Raw genomic sequence first — 13,384 nt, 5'->3', positions numbered from 1 at the left:
CCCACCTAACACTACTTCACAAATATTTTTGATAAATCTATATAACAAAGGTTGTCTCATAATGTTACCTTGCTCAGTCACAAAGATGAACTCCTCATCAAAACAGTTACTACGAAAGTACTCGATAATTTCCAAGCAACGTTCACTTAGTACTATCGTCCTTACAGAACCTATTGTTTTCGTTGTCTGTAAGATTCTCTCATCATATCCATGAGCAACATAATCTATAGTATGATCAATTGTTAAAAGATTCGCTTTGAAGTTTACATCTTGATAGCGAACCCCAATAAACTCTGCGAAACGAAGACCAGTTAAAAAGATAAATTCCATTGCCAAAGCATAACGCTTATCTTTATTGTGACTTTCACAATACGATAGAACCTGTCCTAGTTCCTCTCTACTAATGAAATTATCCTTAGCTTTTTGCAACTTCTCGTAGTCCGCTTTCTGCTTCGGAATTACCACCCCTTTAACTGGTGAGTCAGAAATATATCCGACCTTTACAGCATAATCAAAGATACCATTCAAGTAAATTTTTCGATTTTTTCTTGTTGAATTTTGAACATTCAAATTCATTAGATATGTTTGAACTAGCTGAGTGGTGTAATCTGATATTCTCAAATTTCCTACTATTCCCATGAAAAGCTCTAAACTTTTCACCTCACTTCTATAACTAGAAGATTTTATCTCACTGGAACGAATAGTTTTCCATTCTTCCAATAGTTGACTGAAATTCATTTCTTCTAGTTGTTTCTTTTCAACTTCCTCTTTTGTAGGGGCGATTAGAAGTTTTTCAATTTTTAGCGCTAAACGACGTTTTGCTTCTGCTTGAGAAACTCTAGATTTTGATTTTAGAGTCACAGAGACTTGTTTCCACTTTTCCTCTCGTTCATGATAGAATTTCTCATAATAACGGTATTTCCCATTATCCAATTCTTTAAAAAACATTTTTTCTCCTTGTACTTTTAAAGCAAAGGAAAGCTATGTAGCATAGCTTAATTATAACATAACTACATAGCTTCCTCATATTTCTTTTGTTTATACTGCAAAAATTCCTTATAGCCTTCAACATCTATATAGACTCTCTTATGAGAAGGCTTTAAAATGTATCCTTGGAATTTTTCATTTCGTCTCATCTCTGTTAGATCATTATTTAAGGTTTTTAGCGGAATATCAAATAATTCCGTAATCCCTCTCTTACTTTTATATATATTTCCCATAAAATTCTCCTATTTTGATATAATAGAGATGATAAAAGACAACTTCTTTTATTACCTACTTAGCTTGTCAGTTGCTCCGATAAAAGTATCTGACAGGCTTTTTAAGTTGTCATAAAACTCCGTAGTATATTCTTTCACACCATAAGGAGTTTCATGTTTTGTGGTCCGTGAAAATGTCGGAGGGCTGTTAATTTTATAAGTTTCTATAAGCTCACCCTTTGTTGTTGTAATTTCCAAAGGCTTTTCAATTCCTCTGCTAGTCCGATAAATTCTAATACCCTTGGGATACATGTATAGGCGCGCACCTTTTATAATTGCTTTGTTTTGTGAACCCTCATCACCTATCTGTAAATTAGATAGATAAGCAATCAAATAATTCCCAACCTTATCAGCTCTCTTTAACCTCTTGGTCTTTGTAAAACCTTTCCTCCACATCTTAGCAAGGTCATTGTTAGGAATTGTTAGTTCGGAATCGTTCTTTAATAACACATGCAAATGCCACCTTCCACTAGCTTGTGGTTCAATGACCGTAATATAATCAACATTTCCAAACTGATTACGAATGCGTCGAATGAACGCTTTGAAATCCATGTAAACTATAGCCGGATCGGTAACATGGTCTCGATAAGTCAACGTTATCCATAACTGGTTGATACCTCCCGTAAAATTATGAGCTACTAGACGGCGTAGTTTTTTCATAGTCTGTTTAGTAGACTTCAAATTATCGAGTCGTGTACTACTCGAAGTATCCATGTCATGAATTTCTCCCGTCTCCAGATTTACATAACGTTTTCCAGATATTACCTTGATAGTCTGCTCCTGTTGTCCATTCGCAGTTGTCATTTCTATCGTATCACCATACAAGTAGCTCTTAACAAGTTTAGTTGAATCTATTTTATACATATATATTTATACTTATCGTGCTTTTGTTTGACGCTTATCAAGTTAATAGCGTCAAAATTACGATGATTAAATTCAGATTTATTCCATGATTTATTGACAATAGGGACCCTAAGATTATAAAACTGATTGTGTCGGCACGGCGAACAAAGTTCGACCGCACCACCCCAACCAGTCTAATCTATCTTAACCTATAGTCAATAAACTTTCACGGCATAAAGAATTTAACCATCTAAGACCACGGATGTTTCAACTTGAACAACGCCCCTTTAATCGTTCGTTTATCTGATTCATTACATATGATGAATACTAGATAGCGTAACCCATGCTTTACATATAGATCAGCGAGACCATGAAGAGCATATTTGTGCAAATAAAAAATCCAAGTATCCTGTATTCGTAATAGAACTTCTGGGGGTAGCTCTCCAAAAACTTGAAACCGGAAAACTACACACCTAGCTTCAAATTCTCGAATCCCATGGTTATCAATTGCACATATAGGAACTCTTTCATCTGCCACATGCACTCTCTGGATTGACTTACTCCCATCAGCTTGTTCAACTTCCTGCTCCTCATAAATCGGAGATGGCGTATATGCAAACTGATTTACTTGAATGCTCTCTTTCACTAATTCTACCAATACATTTTGCGTAGAAGCTAGAAATCTATTCCAGTTTTTTTGCTTTTCTTCTATCTGGACTTTCCTCCGGTACTCCTGAAGTTTTCTGCTAAAAAGGTGATAAACTTCCTTAATACCTTCAAAAACCTTCGCAGGTATTTCTTCAATAATTGATGGCATATTTGCCTCCTTTAAAGTGCGACAACTTCAATGACTTTTGCAGTTAAACTAAGCTGGTTACGATATTCTCCGTATACAATTGCTTTCTCAATGTCTACAATTTCTACAGATGTCAGCATTGGTTGAAACGAGTCATAATCCTTCATCGTTGCAAGTGGAACTTTTACAGTGAGTTGCTCCCCAATATTATTTTTTTCGTTTGGATAGTCGCTTTCATCAGAAAAGATAAGTACTCCCACTTTTACTCCTTTTTCAATTTCTGAACCAGTCTCACTTTTTTCTGTCCACCTTGTAGAAGAAATATAGCGTAACTCTTTGAGAGAAAGAAACGACTGAGCATTAAACTCAGTAAAATGTGATAAATTTTTAAGTGGCATAATTAAAACCTTCTTTCTAGCTAGACTTAAAAGCAAATCGTCTACTTTTAATCAAATAAACACTGTGACGATTACAGATAACAACATTTAAAATTACCTCCTCAAGTATAAGGAGAAATTTCAGCAAAATTCGGAGGATATTATGATTTTTTTTATTCTCTCTATAATACGGTCATAATGTCTTTTGACAGTCTTGTCACTAAGTCCAACTTCCTTTGCAAGATGAGAGAATGATTTATTCCCAAAAACTACTCCAAACAGAATTTCTCTGTCTTTGTCGCTCAACAAACTCTCAATAGCATCATTTATAATAGCAATTTCTTCTTTTTTAATTAAGAGAGACAATGGGTCATTATAATCTGCTATCGTATCTAATAAAGAACCTTTATCAATAGAACTACTGTCTAAACTACACAGACCGTGCGATCTATCTTTTCTACATAAATTCTCATAAGACTGATTTAATAAATTTTCTACCTTATCCCAATCACCAGATAATTTAGCTTTTTTAATTGCTTCTTCTCTACGTTGTTCTACTTTTGTTAAATCTACCATATGTTGGTACCTCCTGCTGGGATTTACCAACACTACCCAAAGGGGCTCCATAGCCTCTCGTCAGTGGAAACTTACCTTATGTGATTTTAAAAAGAACATAGTAAGATGCATAAAAAAATAGCAGTTATACAAAATCGTATAACTGCTATGCATTTTAATCACTATATATCATAAAAAATTCATAATCATACACCAATTTATGGACTTTCACATATCACTGACTGGTTAACTTACACATGAATATATTATATTCAATCACTGAAAAACATTCTCACTATCAAGCACTAATTCTGAATAAAAAACATCAGGTGTTTGTTTAATAATTTTTAAATGATTTGTTCTTTGTGACTGTGTAAATTTAATTTGTATTCCATGTTTACTATTATAATTAACAAAGTGTGTTTCTGAATTCTCTGCTAAACATTCTAACGTACTTAACTCAGCCATGATTATTCTGATTTTTCTTTTTTCCTCTTGACTATCAACAAATACAAATGAAACTGCTGGGATCATCCCTAGCATGTTAGCTGTATCTTTCAATTTGTTTATGTTGTTCCTATCAAAATCAAACGATTTACTTTCTGTGTCTGGAAAATTCCTTCCCTTTACAGAAATAGCTAATCTTTTCGAATCTCCTCTCCTCCTGACTGCAACAACATCAGCACCGACGTGATCAATAAGAGCAACTGACCAATTATTTAATCCTAAAATATACATTACCAAAGATTCTGAAAAATCACCGAATTGTTTTGGGAAACGAAGATCTCTTTCATCTAAACTACTCATAATTTACCTCGACTCTAACTCCCAGTCCGAGAATGGTTTAGCAATTTTTTTATAAATAGACGCTCCTGAAATACTATCTTTAATATGATGGAAAAATAAAGAAATCACTCCATTTTCACCATAATAAGTAAATTGATCCTTTTTTAAACGAATATAGATAGTTGGGTGTCTTTTCTCATCATAATCTATAGTTATGTTTTGGATATTTTCGAATGAAAATTTTTGAATTTGCGACAATTCAGCGTTCTCTTTTCCAAAATTATGAATGAACGAGATAATAAATTTAGATTCACAAACCGTAATCGAACATACTCTCCCATGAAAATCCGTAAATAATTCAAAATCCTTAAATTCAAATTCTTGAATTATATTATTTCGTAAGTACCATTTTATAATAGCTCTCTCATACTTATTACGAATCTTTAGAGGAGCTTCATTTTTATTTTCTTTAGCTATCATCCAATCAATAAATGTAATATTTTGATCATATGTTCCTTTAGGAAAAGCTGATATGAACTTATGTAAGTCATCTTTTTTTACTGGATTATATTTAATATCTGTGTTTGCTACTGAATAGCCTTGAAGAATTGCTGATACTCGACCACCATCTGAACTCCCATAGTATTCTTCCGTAATTCGTCCTCCACTTACACCATTATAATATCGAAATAAAACTTCTACACGTTCATCATTATTCGTTTGTAAAAAAACATTCAACAAGGCAAAACTCATATTATTTACTTACTTTCTACTTTTTAACTTTCTACTTTTTAACTTTCCACATTGTAACACCATTTTTATAATTATATTCTGCTTTATACCCAGCAGCTTTTATTAATGTTATAGTTCTTTTACATATTGTTTCTACATCTTTTCCAGTATTAAAATAAAGCCAAGTAGGTAATTTATCATATAAAGGCGTATCTCTGAAATATCTAGATTGATAAAAACTATAAAAACTAGCATTAAATACATTTCTAGAGAAAAATTTAGTTCTTCCATCATAGTTATAACTCATTAACTTTTCTGTTCTTTTAAACTTCTCTATAGCATACTTTTTAAAAGCCCTATATAATTGTTCTTTTTGACTGGTACTCATAACTTTAGTTTTATGGTAAACACTATACGATTTTGCAGTTGCAGCAGAATATACTAACATAAGACCACACTCCTTTTGTATTGTTTTTTATCTATTTTAACACAAAATTGTACAGTTTGCTATCCAATATCTTTTTTTTGGATAGTTAATTGTACTTAAAAAATCATATAGAGGATAGTAAAATAGTACAAAAGAGGAAATTACGGATGGAAGCTAATCAATTACAAAAATACATAGCAGAGCGTATACGAGAATGTAGAAAAGAACAGAATCTTAGCCAAGAACAATTATCCAATCAAGCCGGGCTAGGTGTTAAAGCAATACAAAACATCGAGAATATGAAATACGATTTTAAAATACACACACTTGAAAAGGTTGTTACAGCTTTAGGTATGACCGTAGAAGACTTCTTTAATTTCCCGCTTTCAAATAATTCCGTCCCTATGACTACGTTGATTGATAACATCTCAGATTTATCACACACAAAAAAATCAAAAATCATTTCTTTATTCAATGAAATTGTCAAAAACATAGATTAAAAGAGGAACTCTCAATGAATTCCTCTTTTTGTATGCTACTTTAACTTTCCTTTGGTTAGCTTTTTTACTTTATAGATACTAACTATTCTGATTAAAATCTAAAATTTCATATTTTTCAGAGATTACATTTCTATTTTTATCCAAAAAAGTTTGCTTTATCCACCGTCCTCGTATTTCACTTGACACCGAAATGGTTCTATTCATTCCTTTAATTTCCCTAAATAATTCACTTGAAAACTTTGCCTTTACTATGCCAGATAAAGTTTTTATAGAGACATTATTTCGAGCATTGGATGCACTAGATACTATTCCTTCAAAATAGAATTCTTCTGAAAATACTTCCGCATCATCTTGCTTTTGAACTAGAGAATTTAAGTCTTGAATAAATTTATCACTTTGTGCATTAACAATAATAGTGGATAGCTTTTTCTTGTCCTTTTCCAAAGTTACAGTAAGGCCGTTTTCTTTTATGACATTATAAAATTCAACGAAAGATTTTACTATTTTATTATTCTCAAAAATTACATCTGAGTAGACATCCGACGCCTCTTTGTGATTTATAGATTCTGTAAAAACAATAAAGTCATCAAAATAAAGTTCAAATTCATCCTCAAAAAGAGTAACCTCTTCCGGACGAACTATTTCAAAATTTATATTGAATGAACCGGGGGTAAATGGTGTTAGTACAAGTTTCCCATTAGTAAATATATTATGTTCCCTTAAAAATACTTTTGACCCCTCTATAAAATTTTCCATCAAATTTATCGCTTTAGCAACGACATCTAAATCTGCTGAGTGTGAGTTATAAGAATCAACTAGCTTTATTGTTAGTTGTTTATTATTTAAAATATCTGAAAATGTTGTGGCATATTCACTACATAGCGTATTAAAACTTTTTCCACTAATCAAATCCCGCTCAAATTTTGATTCGTCCTCAGGGAAAAACTCACTCGCATTAATGTTATTCTCTAATTCGAAAATTTTAACACCATATTTAACAAAAATATTATTTTCTCTTTTTAGAATGGAAAAATCATCTTCTAAATAAAACTCTTGAAGAAGTGTATTCGTAGAAATATCAGAGAATAGAGTCTTCAAATTCTTAATAGAAAGAGGTTTTACAAAAAATGTATCAAAATCAATTGCATATACAAAATAATATTTATCATCGATCTTCTTAGTAATAAATGACAATGGAATATCATAGTAATCAAAAATATAAAGATATTCTACTGATTCAAAATCAAAAATACTACTCATTTTCTAAACCTCCTTCCTGAGCATCAAGAAAATTCACATCCTGAAACTCCCACAAATTTAAATGTTCTCCTTCTAACAGTCCCACACCATGACTAGGTAAAATATTTATCAACACAGCAACTTTATCTTTAAATTTAGGAAAACGTTTTTTTAGTCTTTCAATTGCTTGCTCTGATGCAAAAAACGATAAAGCTTTGGCCTCACATAATTTTTGGGGCGGAAAATTCAAACCTAAATCTACGTGAGTTTTAAAGTCGTCTTTTTCAGGAACCGCACTATTACATATTCTATAAAACGAACCTTCCACCTCGTTTGCTTCAGATGGCGGACAAGAATCGGGATAATCTTCACCATACTTCAACATATAATTCTCCTTAAAATTAAAACCAACTATTATTATTTTACTCTATGCAAAGTAAGTTTTCAAGTATCTACAAATATTATAGTGAAATAAAAAGAGAGATTCATCTCCCTCTTCGTTATGCTACTTTAACTTTCCTTTGGTTAGTTTTATGGTTAATTTGTGCCTCAATAATGTTAAGAGTACTTAAACTATACTCCAGACACTCTAAGTATGTATCAAAAATCATCTCTTCTAACCTCATTTTCTTCCATCTATTATACCAAAAATAGCATTCCTCGGCTTGTAAAAATATTCTAATACCAATCATTCTCCCTTGACTGCCTTTTTTCAAAGCAGTATAATAACACTTATTGAAATTTTCAGCAAAGGAAAAGAAAATGTTTAGAAAATTAAAATATACCTTTATCGGTCGGCCACTCAAGTCTCTCACAGACGGCGAAGGAGGATTATTAGGGAAAATGCAGGCACTTGCAATGTTATCCAGTGATGCCCTGTCTTCTATTGCCTATGGACCTGAACAAGTCATTCTCGTTTTGGTTAGCCTCTCTCCTCTCGCTATTTGGTGGAGCCTCCCTATCGGTATTTTTGTCCTCTTACTCCTTGCTAGTTTGACCATTTCCTATCGTCAAATCATCCATGCCTATCCTCAAGGTGGAGGGGCTTATATGGTCACTCGGGAAAATCTCTCCCCCGAACTGGGCTTGATTGCAGGAGGCAGTCTCCTTGTTGACTATATGCTGACAGTAGCCGTATCCGTTGCATCTGGAGCCGATGCTATTACTGCGGCCATCCCTGCCCTCCATCCCTACAATCTTCATATCTCTATTTTCCTAGTCTGCCTGCTCATGCTCTTGAATTTAAGAGGTTTAAAAGAATCTGCTAGTTCTCTGATGATTCCCGTCTACCTCTTTATCTTCAGCACCGTCTTTCTCCTGCTTTATGGGTTCTTTCAACTATCTACAGGCTCCCTAAACTATCAGGCGACTTCAACCATTGGGCAAACTGTTCCGAGCCTTTCCATCGTTCTCCTATTGAGAGCCTTTACTAGCGGTTCTGCCTCTCTAACTGGGGTTGAGGCTATTTCAAATGCAGTGCCATTTTTCAAAACTCCAAAAGAAAAGAATGCTGCTCAGACCTTGACCATCATGTCACTAATTCTAGGTTTTCTTTTTGCAGGTATTACCTTCCTAAACTACTGGATGGGCATCACACCTCAACACGGAGAAACCATTCTCTCGCAAATGGCCAGGGGCATTCTGGGAGATTCATTTTTTGGTCATGCTAGCTACTATCTCTTCCAGTTCTCGACAGCCTTGATTCTAGCTGTAGCTGCAAATACTGGCTTTTCAGCCTTTCCTATGCTGGCCTACAATATGGCAAAAAACAAGTACATGCCTCATCTCTTTATGGAAAAAGGGGACCGTCTTGGCTACTCCAATGGTATCTTAACTCTGGCTTTTGGGGCTATGATACTTCTTCTCATTTTTAATGGGAATACTGAACGCTTGATCCCTCTTTATACTATCGGGGTCTTCGTTCCCTTTGCCCTATCTCAGACTGGAATGATTCGTCATTGGAAAAAGGAAAAAGGAGCAAACTTCTTAAAACCTGCCTTTGCTAATATCCTTGGGGCCATCATTTGTTATGCCATTGTTCTTATTTTACTCCTCTTCAGACTAGGTGATATCTGGCCATTCTTCCCAATTATCCTAGTCTTGACCTTCCTATTTTTGTCCATTCACAGCCATTATCAAAAAGTAGCAAAACAACTACGACTTTACGAAGGAATCCAAAAACGCACTTATGACGGCAACCTTGTCCTTGTCCTAGTAGGAAATGTCACTCGGGTAAGCGTAGGAGCGATTAACTACGCTCAAAGTATCGGTGACGAAGTGTTGGCCATGCACATTTCTACTAAAGAAACGGAAGAAAAAGACCAAGAAATTCTTCAGGAATTTGCCGATTACTTCCCAAATATCACTCTGAAAAATATCAACACTAGCTACCGAAACATCATCACCCCTAGCGTCAAGTATGTCAAACGAGTCGCCCAAGAAGCCAAGCAAAAAAACTATACCGTTACAGTCCTCGTCCCACAGTTTATCCCTAACAAGCCTTGGCAAAATATCCTGCACAATCAAATGAGCCTCAAACTAAAATACGCTCTCAGATGGCACGAAGATGTCGTTGTCGCTAGCTACTCCTATCACTTAAAAGAATAAACAAAAACTCAAAATCAGTAACGTATATCTGGTTTTGAGTTTTTCTATATGTGGTCTTTTAAATAAGCATTCTATGAGTTTCAGTTGAAATGGACGATTGCATGGACAATTCACTATGTAAGATAAAAAGAAAAGCCAGTAGACTCGAGTTCCTACTGACTTCTTTGTTGAATTTGTTTGGATTAAGCAGCCAAAACTTTGCGTCCTTTACGACGACGAGCTGCCAATACGCGACGACCGTTTTTAGTTGACATACGGTTACGGAATCCGTGTTTGCGCGCACGACGAAGTTTACTTGGTTGATAAGTACGTTTCACGATGAATACCTCCTCATAGATTTTGTATTCGTTTAGCCGGCTATAAAGTGATCAGTTACTAAACATACTTTACTATTCTATCTGATTCTGCCACTTTTGTCAATAGCTCCAAGCAAATGTTTTCTCGCTTTTCCTATGAAAGCCCTTATCTACGATACTGGCTCAAGAAACGAGTCATCTTTTCTTGGATTTGTGCTAGCTCGTCCACACGTGGGAGGTAAACGATACGGAAATGGTCTGGTTCTTGCCAGTTAAATCCTCGACCATGAACCAAAAGAACCTTTTCCTGTTTCAAGAAATTAAGGACAAACTGCTCATCATCATCGATGCGATACATATTGCGGTCAATTTTAGGGAAGATATAAAGCCCCGCCTTAGGTTTGACTGCTGATAAACCTGGAATATCTTGAATGGCATTGTAGATAAAGTTTCTTTGTTCATAGATACGACCACCAGGAAGGAGCAATTCGTCCACTGACTGGTGACCTCCTAGCGAGGTTTGTACAACTTGCTGAGCCAAAACGTTGGAGCAAAGACGCATATTTGATAGCATATTGAGCCCTTCGATATAGCCTTTAACATGAGTCTTAGGTCCAGACAAGACCATCCAGCCTACACGAAAACCAGCGATACGGTGAGATTTTGACAGACCATTCATGCTGACGCAGAAGACATCTGGAGCCAGACTTGCTACCGGTGTATGCACATGTCCGTCCATCACCATGCGGTCATAAATCTCATCTGCAAAGATGATCAAATCGTTTTGACGCGCAATCTCGATGATCTCCAACAAGAGTTCCTTAGGATAAAGGGCTCCAGTTGGGTTGTTTGGGTTGATAAGGACGATTGCCTTAGTATTGGAAGTGATTTTTGACTTGATGTCGTCAATATCTGGATACCATTCTGCAGCTTCATCACAGATATAGTGAACGGCATTTCCTCCAGCTAGGCTGACAGCAGCTGTCCAGAGAGGATAGTCTGGCATTGGTACCAAGACCTCATCACCATTGTCCAACAACCCCTGCATGGACATGACAATCAACTCACTGACACCATTTCCAAGGTAGATATCATCAATATCCACATTTGGGAATTTCTTCAGTTGGCAATACTGCATGATAGCCTTACGAGCTGAGAAAATCCCTTTAGAATCAGAGTAACCTTCACTATCACGCGCATTCATTATCAAGTCATGGATAACCTCATCTGGCGCTGTAAAACCAAATTCAGCAGGATTTCCTGTATTCAGACGTAAAATCTTTTCTCCGTTTGCTCGCATCCGCATGGCTTCTTCCAAAACAGGACCACGGATATCATAAGCAACATGCTCTAATTTACTAGACTTGTTATATTCTTTCATCTTGTTTCCTCAATTCATCGAGATAGTAACATTATACCACTAGACAGGCCATGCGACAAGTTTCCTGAGAGAGGGGAGTGCAGAAAATAGTAAAACCTTGCTAAAAAGCAAGGAGAGCAGGGTTTATCAACTATATCATTCACAGTTCTATAGATAGTGCTGCTAGGAAAAATCCTACAAGAGTGTAATAGCAAGCATCTAACATCAAAAAAAGGAGAGTAATATTTTGAAAGACCACATTTCCATTTCGAAGCATAGCATAACTCAAAAACAGTTGAAACAGCAAATGAGTTAGAGCTAGGTAGATAAAAATCGGAAAATAAAGGCAAGTAATTCTGACATAAAATAGATAGATAGAATTTGAAGAGACAGAGGGATCAATAAACAACTATAAAATCGTTTCAAAAAAGATTTTTCTGCTTTCCAAATACGTGAGCCATAAGGACACCCCCTCATCTCCGCTCTCTTGCATAGTTCAGTAGAACATAAATAAAGATATAGTGAGGGCGATAACATTTTCGACTAAAATACTTTTTTACTTTACTTCTTTAGTGAAAAGGATTACAATAAAAGTAAGAAAATTTCAGGAGGTTTCATTATGGCACAACGTTACCAAAATGTTATGGTTGCAATTGATGGTTCTAAAGAGGCAGACTTGGCTTTTGTTAAAGGTGTTTACACCGCTCTACGCAATGATTCCAAGCTCACCATTGCCCATGTTATTGACACACGCGCTCTTCAAAGCGTGTCTACCTTTGATGCTGAAGTTTACGAAGAACTCCAAGTCGACGCTGAAAGTTTGATGAAAGAGTACGAAAAACGTGCAAAAGATGCGGGCGTGACGGATATTCACATCGTCATCGAAATGGGAAATCCGAAGACCCTCCTTGCCCGTACCATTCCAGACGCAGAAAATGTTGACCTGATTCTCGTCGGTGCAACAGGACTCAATGCCTTTGAACGCCTCTTGGTTGGCTCTTCATCTGAATACATTCTCCGCCATGCGAAAGTCGACTTGCTGGTCGTGAGAGAACAAGAAAAAACATTATAGGAATACAAAAGGAGCCTAGTAGGCTCCTTTTGTATTCCTATAATATTTGTAGTGGGTAAATCCCCTATGGATATTATGGAGCCTATTTTGTTGTAGAAAAAAGTCCCATAAGATCTATAATGAAAAGCGACCAAACCATCATTAGAAAGAATCATATGGAACCCTTACATTTTATCACAAAATTACTAGACATTAAAGACCCTAATATCCAAATTATAGATGTTGTTAATAGAGATACACACAAGGAAATCATCGCTAAACTGGACTACGATGCCCCATCTTGTCCTGATTGCGAAAATCAAATGAAGAAATATGACTTTCAAAAACCGTCTAAGATCCCTTACCTCGAAACGACTGGTATGCCTACTAGAATTCTTCTGAAAAAGCGTCGTTTCAAGTGCTATCATTGTTCGAAAATGATGGTCGCTGAAACTTCTATCATCAAGAAGAATCATCAAATTCCTTGTATCATCAAGCAAAAAATCGCTCAGAAGCTAATTGAAAAGACTTCTATGACCGATATTGCTCATCAGCT

At 35.5% G+C, this 13,384-nt stretch carries 16 protein-coding genes and 1 pseudogene; 4 read left to right on the top strand and 13 right to left on the bottom strand.

What is annotated here, in order from left to right:
* The 9 genes from HMPREF9184_RS08510 to HMPREF9184_RS08470 form a co-directional block, all read right to left on the bottom strand.
* On the bottom strand, nucleotides 1-948 hold a 948-nt coding region (locus tag HMPREF9184_RS08510), incomplete at its 3' end, for a tyrosine-type recombinase/integrase (protein WP_000465167.1).
* A gap of 62 nt (nucleotides 949-1,010) precedes the next feature.
* On the bottom strand, nucleotides 1,011-1,220 hold the full coding sequence (locus HMPREF9184_RS08505; RefSeq protein ID WP_000526935.1) for a hypothetical protein: 210 nt from the start codon (nucleotides 1,218-1,220) through the stop codon (nucleotides 1,011-1,013).
* Nucleotides 1,221-1,271: 51 nt separating this feature from the next.
* Nucleotides 1,272-2,123, bottom strand: a complete 852-nt coding sequence (locus HMPREF9184_RS08500) for a rolling circle replication-associated protein (RefSeq protein WP_000276586.1) — start codon at nucleotides 2,121-2,123, stop codon at nucleotides 1,272-1,274.
* 229 nt (nucleotides 2,124-2,352) lie between these two features.
* Nucleotides 2,353-2,919: a hypothetical protein gene (locus HMPREF9184_RS08495; protein ID WP_001139204.1), complete on the bottom strand. Its 567-nt coding sequence runs from the start codon at nucleotides 2,917-2,919 to the stop codon at nucleotides 2,353-2,355.
* A gap of 11 nt (nucleotides 2,920-2,930) precedes the next feature.
* Entirely contained in the window at nucleotides 2,931-3,296 is a 366-nt protein-coding gene (locus tag HMPREF9184_RS08490) for a hypothetical protein (protein ID WP_001128574.1), read from the bottom strand.
* Between the two features lie 120 nt (nucleotides 3,297-3,416).
* On the bottom strand, nucleotides 3,417-3,851 hold the full coding sequence (locus HMPREF9184_RS08485; RefSeq protein WP_000228086.1) for a hypothetical protein: 435 nt from the start codon (nucleotides 3,849-3,851) through the stop codon (nucleotides 3,417-3,419).
* Between the two features lie 255 nt (nucleotides 3,852-4,106).
* Nucleotides 4,107-4,637 (bottom strand): hypothetical protein, encoded by a 531-nt coding sequence (locus tag HMPREF9184_RS08480; RefSeq protein WP_000096318.1) that lies wholly within the window; start codon nucleotides 4,635-4,637, stop codon nucleotides 4,107-4,109.
* Between the two features lie 3 nt (nucleotides 4,638-4,640).
* Nucleotides 4,641-5,369, bottom strand: a complete 729-nt coding sequence (locus HMPREF9184_RS08475) for a hypothetical protein (RefSeq protein ID WP_000006496.1) — start codon at nucleotides 5,367-5,369, stop codon at nucleotides 4,641-4,643.
* Between the two features lie 31 nt (nucleotides 5,370-5,400).
* Nucleotides 5,401-5,796, bottom strand: a complete 396-nt coding sequence (locus tag HMPREF9184_RS08470) for a hypothetical protein (RefSeq protein WP_000964202.1) — start codon at nucleotides 5,794-5,796, stop codon at nucleotides 5,401-5,403.
* A 146-nt stretch (nucleotides 5,797-5,942) separates the two neighbouring features.
* Between HMPREF9184_RS08470 and HMPREF9184_RS08465 the strand changes: the two genes are divergently transcribed.
* On the top strand, nucleotides 5,943-6,275 hold the full coding sequence (locus tag HMPREF9184_RS08465) for a helix-turn-helix domain-containing protein (RefSeq protein ID WP_000387971.1): 333 nt from the start codon (nucleotides 5,943-5,945) through the stop codon (nucleotides 6,273-6,275).
* Between the two features lie 78 nt (nucleotides 6,276-6,353).
* On the opposite strand, the gene HMPREF9184_RS08460 is transcribed toward HMPREF9184_RS08465, so the two are convergent.
* Together HMPREF9184_RS08460 and HMPREF9184_RS08455 are read right to left on the bottom strand one after the other, a co-directional pair.
* Nucleotides 6,354-7,535 (bottom strand): hypothetical protein, encoded by a 1,182-nt coding sequence (locus HMPREF9184_RS08460; RefSeq protein ID WP_000094830.1) that lies wholly within the window; start codon nucleotides 7,533-7,535, stop codon nucleotides 6,354-6,356.
* A complete protein-coding gene (locus HMPREF9184_RS08455; protein WP_000922356.1) occupies nucleotides 7,528-7,899 on the bottom strand; it encodes a hypothetical protein in 372 nt (123 codons plus the stop codon). Before HMPREF9184_RS08455 ends, HMPREF9184_RS08460 begins: the two co-directional genes overlap by 8 nt.
* A 377-nt stretch (nucleotides 7,900-8,276) precedes the next feature.
* Between HMPREF9184_RS08455 and HMPREF9184_RS08445 the strand changes: the two genes are divergently transcribed.
* On the top strand, nucleotides 8,277-10,121 hold the full coding sequence (locus HMPREF9184_RS08445) for an APC family permease (protein ID WP_000488833.1): 1,845 nt from the start codon (nucleotides 8,277-8,279) through the stop codon (nucleotides 10,119-10,121).
* A 182-nt stretch (nucleotides 10,122-10,303) separates the two neighbouring features.
* On the opposite strand, the gene rpmH is transcribed toward HMPREF9184_RS08445, so the two are convergent.
* Both rpmH and HMPREF9184_RS08435 read right to left on the bottom strand, forming a co-directional pair.
* Nucleotides 10,304-10,438 carry a 50S ribosomal protein L34 gene (rpmH, locus tag HMPREF9184_RS08440; protein WP_000831905.1) on the bottom strand — a complete coding sequence of 45 codons (135 nt, stop codon included), beginning with the start codon at nucleotides 10,436-10,438 and terminating at the stop codon, nucleotides 10,304-10,306.
* Between the two features lie 145 nt (nucleotides 10,439-10,583).
* Nucleotides 10,584-11,798 carry a pyridoxal phosphate-dependent aminotransferase gene (locus HMPREF9184_RS08435; RefSeq protein WP_000666458.1) on the bottom strand — a complete coding sequence of 405 codons (1,215 nt, stop codon included), beginning with the start codon at nucleotides 11,796-11,798 and terminating at the stop codon, nucleotides 10,584-10,586.
* Nucleotides 11,799-12,396: 598 nt separating this feature from the next.
* Here HMPREF9184_RS08435 and HMPREF9184_RS08430 point away from each other — a divergent pair.
* Both HMPREF9184_RS08430 and HMPREF9184_RS09990 read left to right on the top strand, forming a co-directional pair.
* The gene (locus HMPREF9184_RS08430; protein ID WP_000079158.1) at nucleotides 12,397-12,849 is read left to right on the top strand and encodes a universal stress protein; all 453 of its coding nucleotides are present in this window, start codon (nucleotides 12,397-12,399) and stop codon (nucleotides 12,847-12,849) included.
* Nucleotides 12,850-13,004: 155 nt separating this feature from the next.
* Nucleotides 13,005-13,384, top strand: a pseudogene (locus HMPREF9184_RS09990) (transposase family protein); the annotation flags it as partial.

The sequence above is a fragment of the Streptococcus sp. oral taxon 058 str. F0407 genome (genome assembly GCF_000235485.1).
Classification (GTDB): domain Bacteria; phylum Bacillota; class Bacilli; order Lactobacillales; family Streptococcaceae; genus Streptococcus.
The sequence above is the reverse complement of the archived record's forward strand: the minus strand, read 5'-3'. Positions and strand labels throughout refer to the sequence as shown.

What these genes read in the sequence shown, in the direction of transcription:
- HMPREF9184_RS08500 (WP_000276586.1), bottom strand. Translation starts at nt 2,123, where the DNA reads ATGTATAAAATAGATTCAACTAAACTTGTTAAGAGCTACTTGTATGGT.
- HMPREF9184_RS08465 (WP_000387971.1), top strand. Translation starts at nt 5,943, where the DNA reads ATGGAAGCTAATCAATTACAAAAATACATAGCAGAGCGTATACGAGAA.
- HMPREF9184_RS08455 (WP_000922356.1), bottom strand. Translation starts at nt 7,899, where the DNA reads ATGTTGAAGTATGGTGAAGATTATCCCGATTCTTGTCCGCCATCTGAA.
- HMPREF9184_RS08445 (WP_000488833.1), top strand. Translation starts at nt 8,277, where the DNA reads ATGTTTAGAAAATTAAAATATACCTTTATCGGTCGGCCACTCAAGTCT.
- HMPREF9184_RS08470 (WP_000964202.1), bottom strand. Translation starts at nt 5,796, where the DNA reads ATGTTAGTATATTCTGCTGCAACTGCAAAATCGTATAGTGTTTACCAT.
- HMPREF9184_RS08430 (WP_000079158.1), top strand. Translation starts at nt 12,397, where the DNA reads ATGGCACAACGTTACCAAAATGTTATGGTTGCAATTGATGGTTCTAAA.
- HMPREF9184_RS08490 (WP_001128574.1), bottom strand. Translation starts at nt 3,296, where the DNA reads ATGCCACTTAAAAATTTATCACATTTTACTGAGTTTAATGCTCAGTCG.
- HMPREF9184_RS08505 (WP_000526935.1), bottom strand. Translation starts at nt 1,220, where the DNA reads ATGGGAAATATATATAAAAGTAAGAGAGGGATTACGGAATTATTTGAT.
- HMPREF9184_RS08485 (WP_000228086.1), bottom strand. Translation starts at nt 3,851, where the DNA reads ATGGTAGATTTAACAAAAGTAGAACAACGTAGAGAAGAAGCAATTAAA.
- HMPREF9184_RS08460 (WP_000094830.1), bottom strand. Translation starts at nt 7,535, where the DNA reads ATGAGTAGTATTTTTGATTTTGAATCAGTAGAATATCTTTATATTTTT.
- HMPREF9184_RS08475 (WP_000006496.1), bottom strand. Translation starts at nt 5,369, where the DNA reads ATGAGTTTTGCCTTGTTGAATGTTTTTTTACAAACGAATAATGATGAA.
- HMPREF9184_RS08480 (WP_000096318.1), bottom strand. Translation starts at nt 4,637, where the DNA reads ATGAGTAGTTTAGATGAAAGAGATCTTCGTTTCCCAAAACAATTCGGT.
- HMPREF9184_RS08495 (WP_001139204.1), bottom strand. Translation starts at nt 2,919, where the DNA reads ATGCCATCAATTATTGAAGAAATACCTGCGAAGGTTTTTGAAGGTATT.
- HMPREF9184_RS08435 (WP_000666458.1), bottom strand. Translation starts at nt 11,798, where the DNA reads ATGAAAGAATATAACAAGTCTAGTAAATTAGAGCATGTTGCTTATGAT.